Annotated in this window: 13 protein-coding genes; 8 read left to right on the top strand and 5 right to left on the bottom strand. The window is 47.5% G+C overall.

The window, feature by feature from the left end:
* Positions 1 to 57: 57 nt before the first annotated feature.
* From EHT87_RS25990 to EHT87_RS25980, 3 genes are all read right to left on the bottom strand, one after another.
* Entirely contained in the window at positions 58 to 1,647 is a 1,590-nt protein-coding gene (locus EHT87_RS25990; protein ID WP_124909732.1) for a MutS-related protein, read from the bottom strand.
* Positions 1,648 to 1,724: 77 nt separating this feature from the next.
* Positions 1,725 to 2,945 carry an energy transducer TonB gene (locus tag EHT87_RS25985; RefSeq protein WP_124909731.1) on the bottom strand — a complete coding sequence of 407 codons (1,221 nt, stop codon included), beginning with the start codon at positions 2,943 to 2,945 and terminating at the stop codon, positions 1,725 to 1,727.
* Complete coding sequence (locus EHT87_RS25980) at positions 2,938 to 3,516, bottom strand: RNA polymerase sigma factor (protein ID WP_124909730.1); 579 nt, start codon at positions 3,514 to 3,516, stop codon at positions 2,938 to 2,940. The genes EHT87_RS25985 and EHT87_RS25980 overlap by 8 nt, the downstream gene beginning before the upstream one ends.
* A gap of 111 nt (positions 3,517 to 3,627) precedes the next feature.
* Here EHT87_RS25980 and EHT87_RS25975 point away from each other — a divergent pair, with 111 nt between their 5' ends.
* Together EHT87_RS25975 and EHT87_RS25970 are read left to right on the top strand one after the other, a co-directional pair.
* Positions 3,628 to 5,496 (top strand): vWA domain-containing protein, encoded by a 1,869-nt coding sequence (locus EHT87_RS25975; RefSeq protein ID WP_124909729.1) that lies wholly within the window; start codon positions 3,628 to 3,630, stop codon positions 5,494 to 5,496.
* Positions 5,497 to 5,585: 89 nt separating this feature from the next.
* Positions 5,586 to 6,290, top strand: coding sequence for a hypothetical protein (locus tag EHT87_RS25970; RefSeq protein WP_124909728.1), 705 nt, complete (start codon positions 5,586 to 5,588; stop codon positions 6,288 to 6,290).
* A gap of 826 nt (positions 6,291 to 7,116) precedes the next feature.
* Here EHT87_RS25970 and EHT87_RS25965 read toward each other — a convergent pair.
* On the bottom strand, positions 7,117 to 7,380 hold the full coding sequence (locus EHT87_RS25965; RefSeq protein ID WP_124909727.1) for a helix-turn-helix domain-containing protein: 264 nt from the start codon (positions 7,378 to 7,380) through the stop codon (positions 7,117 to 7,119).
* Between the two features lie 237 nt (positions 7,381 to 7,617).
* On the opposite strand from EHT87_RS25965, the gene EHT87_RS25960 reads away from it, so the two are divergent.
* Genes EHT87_RS25960 through EHT87_RS25935 form a run of 6 tightly spaced genes read left to right on the top strand, consistent with a single transcriptional unit; the run spans position 7,618 to position 12,395 of the window.
* Positions 7,618 to 7,803, top strand: coding sequence for a hypothetical protein (locus tag EHT87_RS25960; RefSeq protein WP_124909726.1), 186 nt, complete (start codon positions 7,618 to 7,620; stop codon positions 7,801 to 7,803).
* Between the two features lie 20 nt (positions 7,804 to 7,823).
* Positions 7,824 to 8,048 (top strand): hypothetical protein, encoded by a 225-nt coding sequence (locus tag EHT87_RS25955; protein WP_124909725.1) that lies wholly within the window; start codon positions 7,824 to 7,826, stop codon positions 8,046 to 8,048.
* 48 nt (positions 8,049 to 8,096) lie between these two features.
* On the top strand, positions 8,097 to 8,303 hold the full coding sequence (locus EHT87_RS25950; RefSeq protein ID WP_124909724.1) for a hypothetical protein: 207 nt from the start codon (positions 8,097 to 8,099) through the stop codon (positions 8,301 to 8,303).
* 52 nt (positions 8,304 to 8,355) lie between these two features.
* Complete coding sequence (locus EHT87_RS25945) at positions 8,356 to 9,051, top strand: CPBP family glutamic-type intramembrane protease (RefSeq protein WP_124909723.1); 696 nt, start codon at positions 8,356 to 8,358, stop codon at positions 9,049 to 9,051.
* Positions 9,044 to 10,213: a beta-barrel domain-containing protein gene (locus tag EHT87_RS25940; protein WP_124909722.1), complete on the top strand. Its 1,170-nt coding sequence runs from the start codon at positions 9,044 to 9,046 to the stop codon at positions 10,211 to 10,213. Before EHT87_RS25945 ends, EHT87_RS25940 begins: the two co-directional genes overlap by 8 nt.
* A gap of 25 nt (positions 10,214 to 10,238) precedes the next feature.
* On the top strand, positions 10,239 to 12,395 hold the full coding sequence (locus EHT87_RS25935; RefSeq protein WP_124909721.1) for a peptidase domain-containing ABC transporter: 2,157 nt from the start codon (positions 10,239 to 10,241) through the stop codon (positions 12,393 to 12,395).
* 5 nt (positions 12,396 to 12,400) lie between these two features.
* Here the strand turns inward: EHT87_RS25935 and EHT87_RS25930 are convergent, their stop codons facing one another.
* On the bottom strand, positions 12,401 to 13,450 hold the full coding sequence (locus EHT87_RS25930; protein ID WP_229321366.1) for a sialidase family protein: 1,050 nt from the start codon (positions 13,448 to 13,450) through the stop codon (positions 12,401 to 12,403).
* Positions 13,451 to 13,784: the final 334 nt, after the last annotated feature.

Here is a 13,784-nt window from a genome sequence, read left to right as displayed (position 1 = left end):
TTATCAAAGTGCAATTTCTGGTTCCGGATGCGGCTTCCAAAAGCGGCCCGCAGGTTGTTAATGGCTTGCAGGAGCGATTTTTTCGGATAACGATCGTGCTTCACGGATCACTTCCCCCGGATACCCGTTCAGTTCCAATATTCGGATGGCATTTCGGGTTTTAAGATTCCCTTTTTTGAGTTTATAATCAAAGGCAATTTTATCGGTCTCCACCACTTCCGTGAAGTGGTATAAATCGAAGGTGTCTTTTAAATAATCTGTCAATTCGATGTCGTGGGTTGAAACAAAAACGATATGCTTTCCTTTATTCAAGTAGGTGAGTACGGCTTTTCCGGCCGCAACCCGCTCAACGGTATTGGTTCCTTTGAAGAGTTCATCCAACAGAAAAAGACTGGTAATGTCAGATTGAGACTCGTCAATCATCGCTTTAATGGTGAGTACCTCTTCAAAATAATAACTCTTTTCGCTCAGTAAATCATCGGTAATTCGGATGGCCGAGAAAACCCGCATCGGGGAGAGAACAAACTCGTTGGCAAAACACGTATGAATGGTTTGGGCCAGAATGCAATTGATACCGATGGTCCGAATAAATGTCGTTTTTCCCGACATGTTCGATCCGGTTAGTAAAACGGATTTATTAACCAGCGTGATGGAATTACCAACAGGATTAGAAATCAAAGGGTGATACAAATCCGTTGCAATAAGTTTCTTTTCAGTTTTAGTAATAACCGGTTGGCAATAGTGGGTTAATCCTTTGCGCAATGAGGCCGTGGAAAGAGCCGTATCGATCATGCCTACATAGTGAAAAACGGTGGCAATTTGTGTTCTCTTCGCATCGATTTGATTGAGCACCCGAAACAATAGTAGCGGTTCGATTAAGAAAAGGGCTTTTAAAAGCTCCGTGATCACTTCCACGATCATGCCCACTTCACTCTGCAGTTTGGATTCCAGTTTGAAAAAAGACATGGAATAGCCCATTTCATCCAGTCTGTTGACGGCTTGATTTAAAGCATCGGTTTTCGGATTTAGCCGCTCGTGTTTGAGAATTTCTTTCGCAACCTGATTCAAACGAAGCAGTTGAGGGATAGAGGCAATGTATTGATAGACATTATTCTTATTCCAGTAATGAATGACGTAATTAATGGTTAATACTCCGAATAAAAAGAAAAACGCCTGCGGATAAAAGGGAAGTAAGAAGAGGATAAAAGCACTGATGAAAGGCAATATTTTCACAATCCAGAACCAGTCTGGAGGTTGTAAGTGGGGTTTTAAAAATAAAGAGGAGATGTAATACGCATTCTGGTGGGAAAGATTGGAAAGGTGAATGCCCACGTCTTCGCGTAATTCGCTATCGGCCTGAAAGGTTTTTGTTAAATTTTCGTGCTGGCTGATTTTAGAATCCACAAAATCAATCGTTCGCAGCCTGGCATATAAATACTGCTGACCTACTTTGGAAATCGTACGGTCAACGAACATAAATACCTCATCAAAGTCCAGGTCTTGATACGTTTTGTCGGAGATACAATGATTCGTTTTTTCTTTTGGACGGTTGGCGAAGAACTGTTCAATTCTGAAAAAATCGAACGATTCTGATTTAGGCTTGCCGTAACCGGCTTGCAATTGTGCCTTTATTTTTGATTGAATCATTGCCGTAGGATTCGAGCGTTCGTACAGCAAGTTAGCGGTATTTACTTCAGGAAACGGATCCGCCGGTTAGACGGTCTTCAGAACGTAATATCCTGTTCTACAAACTGGATGAATGGTTGGCCATTCCGGAAAGCCGGATTCCAGCGCGGGCCTTCGCGGATGAGCCGGATAGCCTCTTCATCGCAGCCGTACCCGAGCGGTTTTACAATGGAAAACTGACTGACGGTGCCGTCGGTTGCGACCTGAAACCGGACGCGTACCGTGCCGGAAATGCCTTTCTCCTTCGCTTCAGGCGGTATTCGGCGGTTTTGTTCGAGATAGGTGTTGAAGTTGGCCGGTGGGGGAGGGGAGTCGGTTTTTAAAATGGTCCGTTTTGCTGTACTACTTGTACTTTCTTTTTGGGCTTTTGCCTGTTGAGCATACCCAACCGCAACCACCTCTAACAAGGCCTTTGAATCCGGATTTAACTGGATTTTCGCCGTCTGAAGGTCGGCAACCCGAACGGTTTTCGTTTCGAAACCGACCGATGTAATTTGTAAAGAGTCATTTTTTAGGACGTTTTCCAACCGAAAGCGCCCCAGCGAATCGGTGCGGCTACTGCGTCGGGCATTTTTGGCAATCACCGAAACGCCCGCCAGAGGTTGATTGGTTTCGTCAGTCACTTGGCCGCTCAATTCCGGATGATCAAGACCGGTCGTATTGTAAACCACGATTTCTTCCGATGCTGAACGAAACCCTCCGGGTGCTGCCATTGGTTTCGACGAGAAAGCTACGCGATGATCCTTCGGGAAAATCAGGCTGTCTTTTTGTAGAACCGGAACCACTTTTCGGGTCGCTAAGGCCGGTTTAGGCGGTATAGCTTTTACCAAAAGCGGCTCGGTCGGACGGTTTGTCGGGTTATCAACGGGTGGAACGACTTTTTTTGAAGCCGAGATTTCAGGGGCCGGAAGACTGACCCTATTTTCCGATTCCGGTTTTTCCTGTAGCCGCAAATACAGCCCGATGCTCACCGCCAAAATTACCGAAGCCGCAGTTGCCGGTATCCAAACCGGTAAGCGCCGGATTTTTTGGTCGCCGATGCGGTTTTGCAACCGTTCACGCAACGCGCCTGACGCCCGGTTCAGTTCAACGCCCTCTTTTTCAGCGACTTCCAGACCTTCCAGCGCGTCGGCATAGAGCGGGTTCTCCAGCAACAGCCGTTCCACCCGGTGCTGTTCAGCCGCCGAAAGCGTGCCGGCCCGGTAGTGGCGCAGGTCGTCGGCGGTCAGGGGAGCGTTATGTCGGTTGGCGTCAGTCATGGCGTTTGTCCATGCAGATTTTCAGGTTTCGTCGGCCATTTTGCAGATGGCTTTTGACGTGTTTGGGGTCGTAACCCGTCAGTTCGGCTATGTCGGCGTAGGTTTTCTGGTTCAGGTAAAACAGCGAAATGCTGGTGCGTTGTTCGTCCGACAACGTTTTCAGGCAATCGTCCAGGTGGTTCAACTTCGTTTCCAGATCCAGACCATCGGTTTCGGGCCAGACCGTCAAGGGTAGGGCGACGATTTCGGCTTCGTCACTCACCTCGCCCGCGATCATTTTCCGTTGCCGCAATTGCATCAGGCAATAGTTTCGGGCGGTCGAATGCAGCCAGCTTTTAAAATTCTGAATCTCATATTTCCGCAAATCCGTAATCAACTGTTCAAATAACTGCATCACCGCGTCTTTGCTTTCCTCTTCGTCGCGTAAGTACTTGTAACACACGGCATATATCAGGTCCATGTACCGCTCAAACAACGCCCCAAGCAGTTCCAGATCGCCCGTAGCCTTATACGCCGAAAGGGCATCGGCGTCGGTAAGGGGTTTGGGTTTACGGAATGGCTTAAAAAACATACAATGGATGCGGCTGCTCTGCAACTTACAAAAAAAAGTTTCGGTGCCGTATGGAATTCAAAACGGGTCTGCATCCATAAGAGAAAAAATACGCTTTAATTCCATACCGCTATGCGCACTATTTTTTCAATTCTGATGCTCGGACTGCTGTTTCTATCGACCGTCCGACCCAGCCGCACCATCACGGGCCGCGTGACGGATGCCCTCACGAACCGGCCTCTGTTGGGCGTCAATGTTGCTTTTCGGGGCGCTTTGGCCGGTACAACCACCAACGCCGACGGTCGCTACACGATTGCGGTGCCGGACGGTCCGCAACTGCTGATCTTCACTTCGATCGGTTTTCAGAAAGCGGAGGTGAAAATTACGACGCAAACCGTAGTCGATGTAAAACTGAATACCGATATACAGGCGTTGCAGGAAACGATAGTGGTCGGGTATGGCACGGTTCATAAACAACGTATGCCGAGTCCTCTGGGAGTGGGGATGAGGTCGGCCACTTCGTATGCAGTTGAACACGTACTTGTTCCGGGTTTCAACACGGAAGATTATAACAAAATTGATGAGACCGGTTTTCGAAACGCTCAAAATCAGCCGGTTACTACATTTTCAGTCGATGTCGACCGGGCCGCTTACGGCAACATCCGGCGGTTTTTGAACGGCGGAACCTTGCCGCCCAAAGACGCCGTCCGGATTGAGGAAATGGTCAATTACTTCGAATACGACGATCCGCAACCGACCGGCACGGATCCCGTGGCGGTCAAAACCGAACTGTCCGAATCCCCCTGGAATCCGGGTTTGCAACTGCTTCGCATTGGTTTGCAGGCCAAAAGCATTCCGACCGGCAACCTGCCCGCGTCGAACCTGGTTTTTCTGATCGATGTGTCGGGGTCGATGGAAGCCGACAACAAATTGCCGCTGGTTAAAACCGCATTGGGTTTGCTGGTCGATCAACTTCGTCCGCAGGATCGGGTGGCGATTGTCGTGTATGCCGGAGCTGCCGGGCTGGTTTTGCCATCGACACCGGGGAATGAGCCGCAGAAAATCAAGGATGCGATCAGCCAGTTGTCGGCGGGAGGTTCCACGGCGGGGGGTGAAGGTATTCGGCTGGCGTACCAGATTGCGCAGGAAAATTTCCGGAAAGACGGCAACAACCGCGTGATTCTGGCCACCGACGGCGATTTCAACGTGGGCGTTTCGAGCGACGGCGACATGCAGCGGCTGGTGGAGGAAAAACGAAAGTCGGGCGTTTTTCTGAGTGTGCTGGGTTTCGGAATGGGCAATTACAAAGACAACAAACTAGAGGTATTATCAGACAAAGGTAATGGGAATTACACGTACATCGATAATTTGCAGGAAGCCCAGAAAGTGTTTGGCAAAGAGTTCGGCGGTACGCTGTTCACGGTCGCGAAAGACGTAAAACTTCAACTGGAATTCAATCCGGCGCGGGTGCAGGGCTATCGGTTGATCGGGTACGAAAACCGGATGCTCGCTAACGAAGATTTCCACGACGACCGCAAAGATGCGGGTGAAATGGGATCGGGGCACACCGTAACGGCGTTGTACGAAATCATTCCGTCGGGTGTCGAAAGCCGGTATTTGCAGAAAGTCGATTCGCTGAAATACCAGCGGCAAACCCTTTCGACGGGCCCTTCGAATGAATTACTGACGCTGAAAATCCGCTACAAAAAACCGGATAGCGAAACCAGCCAGTTGATGAAACACGTGGTGACGGATCGGCCGCAAAAATGGGATAAAACCTCCGCCGACTTCCGGTTTTCCGCTTCCGTCGCCGAGTTTGGGTTGCTGCTGCGCGACTCGGAATTTAAGGGAACTGCGCACTACAACCAGGTCGAAACGTTGGCAAAACAGGCACTAGGCCGTGACCCGGAAGGCTACCGGCGTGAATTTGTTCGTCTGGTCAAACTGGCTCATTCTCTGTCGAATGGGTCGGAAGTAGCCAGAAAAACCGCTGAAAAATAAGTGGGCATTCCAACGGTGCTTTCAAAACCGGGGTCATTCAGTCGGTAGCTACCACACCGTTTGTTTATTTTTCACGAAAAAGTACCCCTATGAAGTTTGTAAAATGGACATTTGCCGCCGTCTGGTTATTCATAGGCGCGGCTTGTCAGGATAGTGAAGTCGACCCCAATGGGCCGGTAACGTTGACCAATTCAGATTTTCGGACCGATACCGATGGCTGGGTTGCTGAAGTAACGGATTATTCCACCGCCCAGGAGAGCATCATCGAATTTCAGTCGGGCCTGAAGGCGTTGCCTGCGCCTTTGGATGCGACCAAAAAGTCGTTCATGACTTCGGGTCATAATCGTAGCGACGATCTGTTTATGTTTCTGAAAAAGAAAGTAACGGGTTTGAAGCCGAATCAGACGTATTTGATTGATTTTGAAATAGAACTGGCGTCACAATATGGCACCAACAGCGTAGGAATTGGCGGTTCGCCGGGCGGCAGTGTGTATCTGAAAGCCGGGGTTTCGGCCACGGAGCCAAAGAAGGTGAAAGAAGGCGACGACTACCGGTTGAACATCGACAAAGGCAACCAGATGGAGGGCAGCGCGGCAGTGCCGGTATTGGGCAACATTGGTGCGGGTGACGATGTGACGCAGTATAAACTCATTCAGCGCACTACGTCGGAGCCGATTATGGCCAAAACGAATGATGCGGGCGAGTTGTGGCTGCTAGTCGGAACGGACTCCGGTTTCGAAGGACTGACAACCTTGTATTACAATAAGATCAAAGCCGTTGCGGAGTTGAAGTAACTAGAAATCCACACCATGAAAAAGCCGCTGTAGTCTGAGGATTACGGCGGCTTATTTGTTTCAAACCTACCTGTTTTTTAATTGTGAATAAATCGGTTGCGTAAGCGTTACTTTCTGGTTTACGACGCGTCTAAGGTAAAAAAGCCGCATGCGTATCGCGCCAAAACTAGTAAAACTTACCTGGTTAACGAGATGGTACTACTAACCGTGATCAGGTTGTTCCAGTTGGGGTATGATTTTTCAAAAGAGCGCATTACCACCCCTCGAAAAATTTTGTCTTTGGATGAATCCCAGCAAACTGAAAAATATTTTTGTATGTATGAAGGATTTAAAACAGAATAAGTTTTCCTCAATAGTACTATTTATTATAGTTTTTTATGCCTCAAGTTTATGCTTCAAGAATTGGGATGCTATTAAACTTAAGGTAATTCATTTGTTAAAATTTTAATTTTATATGAAAAAATAATAATTAATTTACATGGGTGAGTTAGCCTCCTTCCCAGGAAGGAGTTATGGAATTTGTGTGTATTGAGCTGTGTTTTTAATATTAAAAGCGCCTGATTCAGATTGGTTGTTTAATGTTATTCAGATGAAGTACTTAGAATCAGATACGAAGGAGACTATCAATTTATTTCTCTGTATGATAGGGATGTGTATGATTTCATTGGAGATTCTAATGTATTTTTTTGACATTGGGAAAGAGTTTGTCAGATAAAAATTCAGTTACTCTTCACCGTCCCTACCTTCCCGTCCGATTCCCAGACGCAGACGGCGGTTTTGCCCGCGACGGCCACACTGGGCATTTGACCCTTCCCGGCCGGAAGAGCTACCTATTCTTTTGCTGGGTCCTGATTTTAGCCATGATCTGAATCATGCTCTCTTCATCAAAGGCAATCAATTGAACCACTGTGAGGTCATAGAAACGGGCTAATCGCTGTAGAGTTTTGAACGTAGGATCGGTCTGGCCTGCTTCGTATTTACGGTATCCTTCGGTGCTTTTTCCCAGGCCATAGGCTACTCCCTCCAGGGTATAGCCATACAGATCACGTACTTTACGGAGTATTCTCGCGATGTCGATATCCTGTTGCATATGTTAGGTGGGTTTTATGCTCTGACGTTTGTTTATAGTAAAAGTCACCTCAGAAACAGGGATTGTCAGACGTTTGCAAAATAATTGTCAGATTCCCACTCAGAGTAGAATTTTTACCACTCTCAGTGGCAAGACAATTGCTGGATAGTATTTAGGTTTGTGCAACCAATCACTGCTGCTCGCCAGCCCGGGAGGATGAGATGGCTGGGCGATTGGGAGATCTTAACTTTTCCAAACATGAAAAATGAACTGAGCTTAAATTTTGATTTGCAGGAAATCACTGAGAATGACCTGCGGGAAATAAATGGTGGTTATGGTTATTGGGAAGGACACAACCAGGGTTCTGCGGCCGCAGCGAGTTTTTATTTGGTTTTATTAGATACAGCAGCTAATCTATTGGCTTGCTATCCTAAATTATGGTAATTCTTAAAATATAAACAACCATGAAAACGATTCAAGAGTACTTATTAGACTTTGGTTTGCAGGAAATACAGGAAGATGGACTGCAAAAAGTCAATGGAGGTTATGGTTATTGGGAAGGGCATAACCAAGGATCTGCCGCTCTTTCTTCATTAGTTGCAAGTGCTTCGGAAGCGGTTGCAGGTGCGTGGGATGAATTCTGCACAGGTTTCAGCGGTGGTTATTCTAATGCAAGACAAGGAAGGTAAAACAAACTCTTTCATAATCATTCTTACTAATATTAGCACTATTCAAAAATGGAAAATCAACAATTGTCCCAGTGGGGAATCATTGAATTAGATTGCAAATCAATCTCTGAAATTGATGGAGGTAAATGGGCAGAAGACCTTGGATATATATGTGGAGAACTGGTAGGCCATGCTACAAATGCTGTAGAGATATTGAATCAAACACTAAAAGGATTCGTTGAAGGTTTATTGTTTAGTAAAGCTACTGGCCGTTGATAATTTTTACTGGTAGTTATTGCGAGATAACTACCAGTAAAAATAATATATTATGAAAAAGTTTATACATATTACCACTCTCTATTTTGGTAATAGATGGGTAGATAAATTGAAGAGTATTGCGGTTGGTTTTTTTTTACATTATTTTTTTACATTAATAAGTGTAATACTGATTTTAATTGTAGATAAAGTTTTTTTGCCATTGATAAATGTTGATTCTATCATAAAAAATCACTATGAAAGTTCAGGTTTACTAGAAGAATACGGTGTAATTATTGGTACAATGATTGTAACATTAGCTGGGCCATTAATGGAAGAGATTTCATTTCGACTTATTTTAAATCCTACTAGAACAAATACAGTAATTTCACCTATCATATTTTTTTTTCTTACTTCAGGGCCAATTTGGTATTTAAATACTTTTCCCATTATTCGGCTTTTAATGTGTTTATTTATTTTTATATTTTTTTATATTTTTTCTGATTTTTTTAATAACAAATTGCTAGGATTTAATAAGAATTTATTATTGATATTTAGTTCTTTTGCATTCGCTTTATTTCATATCTTTAATTTTTCTAATTTTCAATTTATACTACTCCCAGTATATTTAATATATGTTTTACCTCAATTTTTTTTGGGTGTAATATTGGGTATAGTAAGATTGAAAAATGGATTTTTTTGGTCAGTGCTACTTCACATTTTAATCAACGGTTCTGTAACCTGGCCTAAATTGTTCACATATGGCTGATAATTTACTAACCGACCATGAATTGCTCGTTTACCTCCCCCGTGTCACCGTCCGCAGCCAGCTTCTATACACCGCTGTTTTGCTGGCCATCACAGCAGCCCTTGTCGCCCTGCCGTTCATTTACGTAGATGTGTCGGTTCAGGCCTCCGGTTTAATCCGTCCGGTGGCGGAGCGGAGTGAGGTTAAAACGACAGCCAGCGGCACGGTGGCGGTTTTGTGGGTACAGGATAATCAGGTGGTGCGGGCCGGTCAGCCGTTGCTGCGGTTGCAAACCGATATTGCAGACACAAAACTTCGGTTACTGGCCACGCAGCAAACCCAGAAACGGGCGTATATCCACGATCTGGAACAATTGACCCGGCTGACGGATAATCGCTTGTTTTCGGCAACCGGACTAACTTCCCCGCTCTACCGCCAGCAATATGAGCAGTTCCGTTATCTGGCGCAGGAAAACCTGCAAACCCAGCAGAAACGCCAGCGCGAGTTAGACGTGAACCGGCAGTTGTATGCCGACAAAGTCATTGCACGAATGGAGTTTGAAGACAAGGAATTTGCTTACAAAACCGTCGTGGCCCAATACCGAACGCTGGTGGAGCGTCAGCGGAGTGAGTGGCAAACGGCTTTATCCGAACACCGGTTGCAATTGACCGATTTGATGGCGCAGGAGCGTCAACTCAAACAGGAGCAGGCTTTTTCCACCATCAAAGCGCCCGTGGGTGGCACCATCAGCCAGCTCTCCGGGCGGTACGTCGGCAGTTTCGTGCAGGCTGGGGAAGTGGTCGGTACCATATCGCCCGATTCTACGCTGATTGTCGAATGTTATGCCACACCCAAAGACATCGGCCTGTTGCGGGTTGGACAGAAAGCTCGCTTTCAGATTGCGGCATTCAACTACAACCAATGGGGTTTGCTGGAAGGCCGGATACTGGACGTTGCCAATGATTTTATACTGGTTGAAAACCAGCCGGTTTTTAAAGTCCGCTGCCAACTCAGCCAATCGTTTCTAACCCTGAAAAATGGGTACCGGGGAAATCTCAAGAAAGGAATGACGGTTCACGCCCGGTTTATCGTTACCCGCCGGTCGCTGTTCGATTTACTCTACGACAAGGCCGACGACTGGCTGAATCCGGTGAACCACTCCGTCGTTAGTAGCATCCGTTAGGCCTGTGTCGCCTTCCCACCACACCATGAACAGCCGAATCAAAGTTAAACAACGCGACATTACCGACTGCGGAGCGGCTTGTCTGGCATCCGTAGCTGCGCACCACCGGTTATTGTTGCCGGTGGCCCGGATTCGGCAAATGGCGTCTACGGATCAGAAAGGAACGAATGTGCTGGGTTTGATTGAAGCGGCCCAGAAACTTGGTTTTCAGGCGAAGGGGGTGAAGGGGCCATTTGAGAGCCTCTCTAAAATTCCTAAACCGGCCATTGCGCATGTGGTGTTGAAGAGCGTTTTGCAGCACTATGTGGTGATTTATGACGTAACGTCAAAACACGTTGTGGTCATGGATCCGGGCGACGGTCTCATCCATAGAAAGACGCACGACGAGTTTAAGCAGGAATGGACGGGCATTCTGGTTTTGTTGCTGCCGGATGAAACCTTTGAAACCGGTAATTCCAAAGCTTCGGTTTTGCAGCGTTTCGGTCAATTGCTCCGTCCGCACCGGGCGGTTCTGGCGCAGGCTTTGTTCGGTGCCGTCGTATACACCTTGCTGGGTTTGACCACGTCGATTTATGTGCAGAAACTGGTCGACAACGTTCTGCCGGAAGCGAACCAGAATCTGCTGAATCTGCTCAGTGTGGTGATGATTGTGCTGTTGCTGTTGCAGCTCTTCATCGGTACCGTCAAGAGTTTTTTCAATTTCAAAACTGGTCAGCGCATGGATGCGGCCCTTATTCTGGGCTATTACAAACACCTGCTCAAATTACCCCAATCCTTTTTCGATAGCATGCGCGTTGGCGAAATTGTCTCGCGGGTCAACGATGCGGTTAAAATCCGGACGTTCATTAACGATACGGCGCTCAATCTCATTGTCAATGTATTAATTATCGGCTTTTCGTTCGGACTGATGTTTACGTACTATTGGAAACTGGCCTTGGTGTTGTTGCTGGTGATTCCGATGTACGCCTTGCTGTATTGGATTACAAACCGCATTAATCGGAAAAACCAGCGTCGATTGATGGAGGATTCCGCCGAACTGGAATCGCAATTGGTGGAATCCCTCAATGCCATGTCAACGATCAAGCGTTTTGGATTGGAGGAATATGCCGGCGCTAAAACCGAAACCCGGTTTGTGAAACTCTTGCAAACCATTTTCCGGTCGGGCAGTAGTGCGATTTACGTTGGAAGCATTTCCGAACTGATTTCCCGATTATTTACCATTATTTTGCTGTGGGTAGGGGGATGGTTTGTTCTTCATAATGAGATTACGCCCGGCGAACTCTTGTCGTTTTATGCCTTGATTGGCTATTTTACCGGCCCGGCAGCTAGTTTGGTTGGCGCAAATCGAACCATTCAGGATGCCTTGATTGCGGCCGACCGCTTGTTCGAAATCATGGATTTGGAACGCGAAACTTCTGACAATACCATCCGTCTGAAGCCGGATATGATCGGTGAAATTTCTTTTCGGAACGTGTCTTTCCGCTACGGTTCCCGTGTAAAGGTTTTTGACGATCTATCGCTGACGATTCAGCCCGGAAAAATTACCGCCATTGTGGGCGAAAGCGGCTCCGGGAAATCGACCTTGTTGTCGCTGTTGCAAGGACTTTATCCGTTGCAAAAAGGCAGTATTTTCATTGGTAATTTCGATATCAAACACATCCATCACACCAGTTTGCGGCAGGTCGTTAGCGTCGTACCCCAGAAGATCGACCTGTTTGCCGGAAATGTGATCGACAATGTTGCTTTGGGCGAATCAGAGCCGGACATGAAACACGTTTTGGCCATTTGTCAGCAGTTGGGCATCGCTGATTTCATTGAAAAACTGCCAAACGGCTTCCATACTTACCTGGGTGAAAACGGAGCAATGCTGTCAGGCGGTCAGAAACAACGAATTGCCATTGCCCGGGCTTTGTATCGAAATCCCGAAATTTTGATTTTTGATGAAGCCACGTCCGCCCTTGATTCGGCTTCGGAGCACTATGTCCAGCAAACCATTCACCGCCTTCGTGACGCCGGAAAAACTATTCTGATCATCGCGCATCGGTTAAGTACCGTTCGTCAGGCCGATCAGATTCTGGTCCTGGAAAATGGCAGACTGGTCGAGGAAGGGACACATCATGAACTGGTAGGCAAAGGAAAAATTTATAGCCATTTCTGGCAGCAGCAAACCGAATACCACTGACAACGCTACAACCCCACCACCCCCGTCATCACCTTTGCATCCCGTTCCCAGACGCAGACGGCGGTTTTGCCCGCGACGGCCACACTGGGCATTTGACCTTTGCCGACCGAAACCGCGGGCTTGTTTCCGGATTTTACCCAAACCGTTCCGGCTTCATCCCAGGCTAGCACCGGCCCCGTCGGCCCGGCGGTTAGGGTTATGTTACGGCCGGTGGCGATGGGCTGTTCGGCTTCACCGGGTTGGCAGGTATACAGCGTATTTTCGCGTCGCCAGGCGGTCAGGGGGTATCCCGAAGCGGAAATCGACACCGCGCCCCCGTCCATCGGGCAGGCATTGAGTTTCCAGGTGCCGGTTCCCAGCTGCTGAGCCGGTGCGTACGTTTTTCCGCCGTCGGTCGAGTGAGCCAGGTATACATTTCGGGAACCGTCGAGCCAATTGCGGAACTGGACATACACCTCCTTATTTCGAGCCGCCACCGAAACCTTACAGCATTCGCAAACCGTGCCGTCGGGCGAGCGGTAAATCACCTGATTGGACGACCAGGTCCGGCCCCCGTCGCGGGAGGTTGCCCCCACAATTTTGTTCCGTTTATCGGTACGAAGATCCAACCAGGCCGCATGAAAAGTGCCGCGTGATGCCCCGGCTACGGCTTGAAACCCTTCTTTGGCAATTTCCGGCACATCGTTCATGCGTACGGCGGGCGACCACCGGCCCGTTGACCGATCCAGTGAATACGCAAACAGATCACCCACTTTGTTTACAGCCGTGATGACCACGTAATGAGCGGTAACGGCTATTTGTGGCCCGCGCTTGGCACCCGCCACAAGATTGGGAAGAATCGCTACCACGCCGGGTTGGCCGAAAGAAGCGGTTTTATCGGAAGCCGTGGCGTAATAAATGACCGAATCCTGCCCAAAAACCAGGTGAAGGTTCCCGTTTGGTTCCGAAACCACTACCGGTAGATGGCCGGGTGTTAGTGGATGGCCTAAATCGGTGAATGGATGATCTCCGGTGATGGCGTATAATTGCACGAGTAAATAGATAAAATACTGCATAAGAAAAGGAATGAGTCAGCCTGGTAAAGCGAATTTAGCGATTAATCCGGGTCAAGCAGTTGATTTCTTCAGTTAACGTGTATTTGAAGAACCGCAACTCACTTTTTGGCTGGCATGATTTATGTACCAACTGATTCTTGATAACAATTAAACGTTGCCGGTATAATTGCATTCAAAAAAATATCGCGTTTTTTGTGCTATAATTTGCTTTGTCAAGCAACTTACTAAGTTTTATAAAAATGAGTGACTTTGACATCCTGCGACCCATCTTACCAGCGAGTGGCCACCATTGAAAGTTTGATTACAGCTGTCACAGCTGGTAATTGGTAACCCG

Origin of the sequence: Larkinella knui (assembly GCF_003858645.1) — a bacterium.
Lineage (GTDB): Bacteria > Bacteroidota > Bacteroidia > Cytophagales > Spirosomataceae > Larkinella > Larkinella knui.
The sequence above is the reverse complement of the archived record's forward strand: the minus strand, read 5'-3'. Positions and strand labels throughout refer to the sequence as shown.

Excerpts from the sequence above, each read along its gene's own strand:
- EHT87_RS25990 (WP_124909732.1), bottom strand. The coding sequence starts at position 1,647 with ATGATTCAATCAAAAATAAAGGCACAATTGCAAGCCGGTTACGGCAAG.
- EHT87_RS25985 (WP_124909731.1), bottom strand. The coding sequence starts at position 2,945 with ATGACTGACGCCAACCGACATAACGCTCCCCTGACCGCCGACGACCTG.
- EHT87_RS25980 (WP_124909730.1), bottom strand. The coding sequence starts at position 3,516 with ATGTTTTTTAAGCCATTCCGTAAACCCAAACCCCTTACCGACGCCGAT.
- EHT87_RS25975 (WP_124909729.1), top strand. The coding sequence starts at position 3,628 with ATGCGCACTATTTTTTCAATTCTGATGCTCGGACTGCTGTTTCTATCG.
- EHT87_RS25970 (WP_124909728.1), top strand. The coding sequence starts at position 5,586 with ATGAAGTTTGTAAAATGGACATTTGCCGCCGTCTGGTTATTCATAGGC.
- EHT87_RS25965 (WP_124909727.1), bottom strand. The coding sequence starts at position 7,380 with ATGCAACAGGATATCGACATCGCGAGAATACTCCGTAAAGTACGTGAT.
- EHT87_RS25960 (WP_124909726.1), top strand. The coding sequence starts at position 7,618 with ATGAAAAATGAACTGAGCTTAAATTTTGATTTGCAGGAAATCACTGAG.
- EHT87_RS25955 (WP_124909725.1), top strand. The coding sequence starts at position 7,824 with ATGAAAACGATTCAAGAGTACTTATTAGACTTTGGTTTGCAGGAAATA.
- EHT87_RS25950 (WP_124909724.1), top strand. The coding sequence starts at position 8,097 with ATGGAAAATCAACAATTGTCCCAGTGGGGAATCATTGAATTAGATTGC.
- EHT87_RS25945 (WP_124909723.1), top strand. The coding sequence starts at position 8,356 with ATGAAAAAGTTTATACATATTACCACTCTCTATTTTGGTAATAGATGG.
- EHT87_RS25940 (WP_124909722.1), top strand. The coding sequence starts at position 9,044 with ATGGCTGATAATTTACTAACCGACCATGAATTGCTCGTTTACCTCCCC.
- EHT87_RS25935 (WP_124909721.1), top strand. The coding sequence starts at position 10,239 with ATGAACAGCCGAATCAAAGTTAAACAACGCGACATTACCGACTGCGGA.
- EHT87_RS25930 (WP_229321366.1), bottom strand. The coding sequence starts at position 13,450 with ATGCAGTATTTTATCTATTTACTCGTGCAATTATACGCCATCACCGGA.